The organism is Streptomyces sp. NPDC057654, assembly GCF_042800135.1.
GTDB lineage: Bacteria > Actinomycetota > Actinomycetes > Streptomycetales > Streptomycetaceae > Streptomyces.
In genome coordinates, this window is the sequence record NZ_JBHVHQ010000015.1 from 25377 (window position 1) to 31681 (window position 6305).

Genomic DNA, 6305 nt, shown 5'->3' on the forward strand with positions numbered 1-6305 from the left:
AGCCCCGGCCGAGACCCGGGAGGGAGCGCACAGTGAAGTATCCGCTGCTCTGGTTGATCAAGCTGTACCAGTGGACCATCAGCCCTCTCCTCGGGCCGGTCTGCAAGTACTACCCGTCCTGCTCGCACTATGGCTACACGGCTATCAACGTGCACGGCGCGGTCAAAGGAACGGTGCTGACGGCGTGGCGCATCCTGCGCTGCAATCCGTGGTCGCTCGGCGGCGTCGACCACGTACCTCCCCGGAAGCATCCGGTCTGGCATCAGCGGCTGAGGAGCCGCCTGGGCGGGAGTTCTGCCGAGCCCGCCGCACAGCCCGAGACTCAGCCCAACGCCCAAGGAGCCTGATTCGTGGACACGATCCTCGGTCCTCTTTATAAAGCAGTTTCCTGGATCATCGTCCAGTTCCACTCGTTCTACAGCTTGATCTTCGACAAGAACAGTGGCTGGGCCTGGGGTCTGTCCATCGTCTCGCTGGTGGTCCTGATCCGTATCTGCCTGATCCCGCTTTTTGTGAAGCAGATCAAGGCGACGCGGAACATGCAGGTGCTCCAGCCGAAGATGAAGGCGATCCAGGAGCGCTACAAGAGCGACAAGCAGCGCCAGTCCGAAGAGATGATGAAGCTCTACAAGGAGTCGGGCACCAACCCGCTTTCGAGCTGTCTCCCGATTCTGGCGCAGTCCCCGTTCTTCATCTCGCTGTACCAGGTCCTGAACCACATCGCGCAGGGCAGGGTCGTCGGCGTCATCGACAAGCCGCTGCTGGAGAGCGCCCGTGAGGCGCACATCTTCGGCGCCCCGCTGTCCGTGAAGTTCATGGACAGCGCGTCGAAGGTCGAGGCGCTCGGCGCCACGCTGACCGATGTGCGTGTCGTGACGATCATCATGATCGTGATGATGTCGGCGTCGCAGTTTTACACGCAGCGCCAGCTGATGACGAAGAACGTCGACCTCACGGTGAAGACGCCGTTCATGCAGCAGCAGAAGATGCTGATGTACGTCTTCCCGATCATGTTCGCCGTGTTCGGCATCAACTTCCCCGTCGGTGTTCTCGTCTACTGGCTGACCACCAACGTGTGGACCATGGGTCAGCAGATGTTCGTCATCCGCCGCAACCCGACCCCCGGCAGCCTCGCCTTCACGCAGCGCCAGGAGCGGCTGCGGGCGAAGGGCAAGCTGAAGGAGGACCCGGAGGAGGTCGAGGCGAAGAAGGCGGTCGAGGCCGCTCGCGCGAACCGGCAGCAGCCCAAGCGGCAGCCGAAGGCGAAGCGCCAGGCCGGTACCGCCGTCCAGGGTGCGGCCAAGACCACGGGTTCCGAGAACGCCGCGCCGACGGGTGAGCGCAGCAAGGCCGGCAAGACGGGCGACAAGGCGGATGCCAAGCCGTCGCTGGACAAGAAGCAGCCGGAGGACGCCAAGCCCAAGCCGGCCGGCGGTTCCTCTTCCCGAAACGCCAAGTCCGGGCAGCGCAAGGGCCCGCAGCGTCCCAAGCACCCGTCCAAGAAGTAGAAGGAGTCCACAGTGACGGACACACAGCGTCAGTCGGCTGGGGCCGCCGCCGAGGGAACCGACACCCTCTCCCGCCTTGAGCAGGAAGGCGAGATCGCGGCCGACTACCTTGAGGGGCTGCTGGACATCGCCGACCTCGACGGCGACATCGACATGGATGTGGAGGCCGACCGGGCCGCCGTGTCGATCATCAGCGACTCGACCAGCCGGGACCTTCAGAAGCTGGTAGGCCGTGACGGCGAGGTGCTGGAGGCGCTCCAGGAGCTGACGCGGCTGGCGGTGCACCGTGAGACCGGCGACCGCAGCAGGTTGATGCTGGACATCAGTGGGTTCCGTGCGCGCAAGCGCGAGGAGCTGGCGGCGCTGGGCGCCAAGGCGGCCGAGGAGGCGAAGGGCAGCGGTGAGCCGGTGAAGCTGAAGCCGATGACGCCCTTCGAGCGGAAGGTCGTCCATGACGCGGTGGCGGCCGCGGGGCTGCGCAGCGAGTCCGAGGGCGAGGAGCCCGAGCGCCGCGTGGTCGTACTTCCGGCCTGACGACCCGGACCTCACAGTGTTCACGGCCCCGTCTGCTCGCAGGCGGGGCCGAATCTTGTCAGCCTGACTCAACGTTCGACATCGTGGTATCGACAACGTGGTACGGAAGGACGGTTCCCCCGTGACGGAGGCAGGAGAGCTTCCCCCGGCGCCGGAAGCGGCGCGCGAGGTGTTCGGCGAGCGCTTTCCGGAGGCTGTCCGGTACGCGGAGCTGCTCGCGGATGCGGGCGTGCGACGGGGGCTGATCGGTCCGCGCGAGGTCCCCCGGCTGTGGGAGCGCCACCTGCTGAACTGCGCGGTGCTCTCGGAGGCTGTCCCCGACGGCGTGTCCGTGTGCGACGTGGGGTCCGGCGCGGGGCTGCCGGGCATCCCGCTGGCGCTGGTGCGGGAGGACCTCCAGATCACCCTCCTGGAGCCCCTGCTGCGCCGTACGACGTTCCTCCAGGAGGTCGTCGAGCTGTTGGGGCTGGACCATGTCACGGTCGTGCGAGGGCGCGCGGAGGAGGTTCTGGGGACCCTTCAGCCGGTGCATGTGGTGACGGCCCGCGCGGTGGCTCCGCTGGATCGGCTGGCCGGGTGGGGCGTTCCGCTGCTGCGACCGTACGGAGAGATGCTGGCCCTCAAGGGCGACACGGCCGAGGAGGAGCTGAAGGGCGCCCGCGCGGCGCTGAGCAAGCTCGGCGTGGTGAAGACCTCGGTGCTGCAAGTGGGCGAGGGCGTGGTGGAGCCGCTCTCGACGGTGGTCCGTGCCGAGGTCGGGGAGAGCCCCGGCGGCGTGAGGTTCGCCGCGAAGCGGGCGAAGGCGGCACGGGTCAGCCGGTCACGTCGCCGTCGCTGAAGCGGGTTTCGTAGGGGCAATGCTCCATACAAGCTGCCAAAACTACGCATTACGGAGTGTCGTGGACGTGTAGCGCGGTCGGCCGTGCATCGTGTTTCACGTGAAACGACGTTCCTTGCTGCATGGAATCATCAGCCGCGGTCGCGCGGCTGCCGCGCCGCGTGGTCGTAGGCCCGTTAGTGGCATGGAGTTGTCCACAGACAGCCATTCATCCACAGGAGAGCGGGCCCCGCTGGTTCATGACCCCGAAGGCATGGCAGGCTCTGTTCATTGCGAGCCTGATGTCGAGGAGAGTGAATCCTTGCGGTCCGACGCCAACATCGCGGGGCCGATGGCCGACCCGGTCCCCGGTCCCCGTTCTGCTGAGTCCGAGCTGGGGGCTGTTCCGGGGCCTCCGAACGGGGAGGACGTTTCACGTGAAACGCCGCCTCCCATGGATGACACCCCCATCGGTCGAGCCGCCCAGATGGCGGTGGAGGCGCTGGGCCGTGCGGGAGAGGCACTGCCCAGGCCGGACCAGACCCGCGTCATGGTGGTTGCCAACCAGAAGGGCGGGGTGGGCAAGACCACCACGACCGTGAACCTGGCGGCATCCCTCGCGCTTCACGGCGCTCGGGTGCTGGTCGTCGACCTCGACCCGCAGGGCAACGCCTCCACTGCCCTGGGGATCGACCACCACGCCGAGGTCCCGTCCATCTACGACGTGCTTGTCGACAGCAGGCCGCTGTCCGATGTAGTCCAGCCGGTCGTCGACGTGGAAGGGCTCTTCTGCGCCCCGGCCACCATCGACCTGGCCGGCGCGGAGATCGAACTGGTCTCGCTGGTGGCCCGGGAGAGCCGCCTGGACCGCGCGATCCAGGCGTACGAGCAGCCCCTGGACTACATCCTCATCGACTGCCCGCCCTCCCTCGGGCTGCTGACCGTCAACGCCCTGGTCGCGGGCGCTGAAGTGCTCATCCCGATTCAGTGCGAGTACTACGCGCTGGAGGGGCTCGGGCAGCTGCTGCGCAATGTCGACCTGGTGCGCGGCCACCTCAACCCCAAGCTTCACGTTTCGACGATTCTGCTCACCATGTACGACGGCCGGACGCGACTGGCCTCGCAGGTGGCGGACGAGGTCCGTACGCACTTCGGCAATGAGGTGCTGCGAACCAGCATTCCGCGCTCGGTGCGCATTTCCGAGGCGCCCAGCTATGGGCAGACGGTATTGACTTACGACCCGGGATCCAGCGGATCGCTCTCCTATCTGGAGGCGGCGCGCGAGATCGCTTTGCGGGGCGTCGGCGTTTATTACGACAGCAGTAAGGCCCATGCCAAGGGCCGTCACCATCAGCAAGAACAGCACAGTGTGTCGGAGGGGTTCAGTGAGTGATCGACGTAGGGGACTGGGCCGCGGGCTCGGTGCACTGATCCCGCCGGCGCCGACGGCGTCGGACAGCCCGGCGGTGGGGGCCGGAGCGACGTCACCGTCGGCGGTGCCGGTCCTGACGCAGGAGCGGGGCGTGGCCGCGGCCAAGGTGGCGAAGCTCGCCAAGCGCAGCGTTTCACGTGAAACGGAAGAGCCGCCGCCCGTGGAGAAGACACCTGCCGCGCCGACGGCCGGGGAGGTCGCGGGAGCGACCTTCGCCGAGCTGCCGTTGGAGGACATCGCGCCTAACCCGCGGCAGCCGCGGAGTGATTTCAATGAGGAGGCTCTCGCCGAGCTGGTCACCTCCGTGCGTGAGGTGGGGCTGCTCCAGCCGGTCGTGGTCCGGCAGGTGTCGCCGGGCAAGTATGAGCTCATCATGGGCGAGCGCCGGTACAAGGCGTGCAGCGAGGCCGGGATGGAGAAGATCCCCGCCATCATCCGAGCCACCGATGACGAGAAGCTGCTGCTCGACGCGCTGCTGGAGAACCTGCACCGCGCCCAGCTGAATCCGCTCGAAGAGGCCGCCGCGTACGACCAGTTGCTGAAGGACTTCAGCTGCACGCACGACGAGCTGGCCGACCGCATCGGGCGCTCCCGCCCCCAGGTCTCCAACACGCTGCGGCTGCTGAAGCTGCCGCCCTCCGTGCAGAGCCGGGTCGCCGCGGGCGTGCTCTCCTCGGGACACGCTCGGGCGCTGCTGTCCGTGGAGGACCCGGAGGAGCAGCAGCGCCTCGCGAAGCGCATCGTGGCCGAGGGGCTTTCGGTGCGGTCGATCGAGGAGATCGTGAAGGACCTGGGCTCGCGGCCGTCGAGCTCGACCAAGGCCAAGGGGCCTCGGGCGGGCGCCCGGGTCTCCCCTGCCCTGACCGATCTGGCCACACGGCTGTCGGACCGCTTCGAGACGCGGGTGAAGGTGGACCTGGGGCAGAAGAAGGGAAAGATCGTCGTTGAGTTCGCCTCGATAGACGATCTGGAACGGATTCTGGGCGAACTGGCCCCCGGGGAAGGCCGGGTGCTGGAGCAGAAGCTGTCCGAGGAGAAGACGGAAGAGCCCTAGCCAGCCGAGGGTTTGCCGCCGAGGGCGGTCCGTGTCGCCGGTCAACGGGACGCGGGCCGCCCTTTGCCTCGTCGCGCTACCCGTCCCCACGCGGCGCGGATACGATGCGAAAGGGTATGGCACATCCACGTTGGACACAGTTCACGGAGGGGCGGGGCCATGCGATCGGTGAGCCGGACCGGGCTGGTGGCGACAGGACTGGGCCTGGGGGCGGTCGGCGGTTTCGTCGGCAGCCTCATCAGGGAGCGGAGCGCCCTGAGCGCCGCTCGCGGTGTGGCACGCGACGGAAGTGAGGAACTGGCTTCATGGGGCGTCGGCTTGTACCACTCACACTCGACAACCTCCCGGACCTCCCCAAGCGCTGTCGCGCCTGTGTCTTCTGGGAGCTGGATCCCGTCAGCGGCGAAGCCGCGGTAAAGGCCGGCCGTCCGGAACTGGAGAAGGAAGCGTGGATCTCCGCTGTCCTCCTGGAGTGGGGGTCGTGCGGGCGGGTCGTCTACGTCGATGACGTGCCGGTGGGCTTTGTGCTCTACGCTCCGCCGGCCTACGTACCGCGCTCCACCGCCTTTCCCACCAGCCCCGTGTCCGCCGATGCCGTGCAGCTCATGACGGCGTGGCTGATGCCGGGCTACCAGGGCCAGGGGCTGGGCCGGGTGATGGTGCAGACCGTCGCCAAGGATCTGATCCGGCGCGGCGTGAAGGCCATCGAGGCATTCGGCGACGCGAGTTGGAAGGAACCGGCCTGTGTGCTGCCTGCCGATCATCTGCTCGCGGTCGGCTTCAAGACCGTACGTCCGCACCCGCGTTACCCGCGGCTGAGGCTGGAGCTGCGGACGACGATCTCCTGGAAGGAAGACGTCGAGATGGCTCTGGACCGGCTGCTCGGTGCGGTCCAGAAGGAACCGGCGCTGCGGCCCTTGTAGACCGAGCACACATGCGCGTGGGCCCGCCCTTCGGAGG

General features: G+C 67.5%; 7 protein-coding genes. All 7 read left to right on the forward strand.

Annotated elements, in window-relative coordinates; all coding sequences use genetic code 11:
• Nucleotides 1–32: 32 nt before the first annotated feature.
• The 7 genes from yidD to ACFU99_RS02950 all read left to right on the forward strand — a co-directional run bounded on the left by yidD (nucleotide 33) and on the right by ACFU99_RS02950 (nucleotide 6268).
• The gene (yidD, locus tag ACFU99_RS02920; RefSeq protein ID WP_030882169.1) at nucleotides 33–347 is read left to right on the forward strand and encodes a membrane protein insertion efficiency factor YidD; all 315 of its coding nucleotides are present in this window, start codon (nucleotides 33–35) and stop codon (nucleotides 345–347) included.
• 3 nt (nucleotides 348–350) lie between these two features.
• A complete protein-coding gene (gene yidC, locus ACFU99_RS02925; protein WP_384384804.1) occupies nucleotides 351–1508 on the forward strand; it encodes a membrane protein insertase YidC in 1158 nt (385 codons plus the stop codon).
• A gap of 12 nt (nucleotides 1509–1520) precedes the next feature.
• Complete coding sequence (locus ACFU99_RS02930) at nucleotides 1521–2042, forward strand: protein jag (RefSeq protein WP_384384807.1); 522 nt, start codon at nucleotides 1521–1523, stop codon at nucleotides 2040–2042.
• A 121-nt stretch (nucleotides 2043–2163) separates the two neighbouring features.
• Nucleotides 2164–2880, forward strand: coding sequence for a 16S rRNA (guanine(527)-N(7))-methyltransferase RsmG (rsmG, locus tag ACFU99_RS02935; RefSeq protein WP_384384810.1), 717 nt, complete (start codon nucleotides 2164–2166; stop codon nucleotides 2878–2880).
• Between the two features lie 253 nt (nucleotides 2881–3133).
• Nucleotides 3134–4252: a ParA family protein gene (locus ACFU99_RS02940; protein WP_384384821.1), complete on the forward strand. Its 1119-nt coding sequence runs from the start codon at nucleotides 3134–3136 to the stop codon at nucleotides 4250–4252.
• Nucleotides 4245–5345 (forward strand): ParB/RepB/Spo0J family partition protein, encoded by a 1101-nt coding sequence (locus ACFU99_RS02945; RefSeq protein WP_384384812.1) that lies wholly within the window; start codon nucleotides 4245–4247, stop codon nucleotides 5343–5345. The genes ACFU99_RS02940 and ACFU99_RS02945 overlap by 8 nt, the downstream gene beginning before the upstream one ends.
• 305 nt (nucleotides 5346–5650) lie before the next feature.
• Complete coding sequence (locus ACFU99_RS02950; protein WP_384384815.1) at nucleotides 5651–6268, forward strand: GNAT family N-acetyltransferase; 618 nt, start codon at nucleotides 5651–5653, stop codon at nucleotides 6266–6268.
• Nucleotides 6269–6305: the final 37 nt, after the last annotated feature.

Bases quoted from the DNA above. Each gene is read 5' to 3' on its own strand.
- ACFU99_RS02940 (WP_384384821.1), top strand. From the start codon at position 3,134: ATGGCAGGCTCTGTTCATTGCGAGCCTGATGTCGAGGAGAGTGAATCC.
- ACFU99_RS02950 (WP_384384815.1), top strand. From the start codon at position 5,651: ATGGGGCGTCGGCTTGTACCACTCACACTCGACAACCTCCCGGACCTC.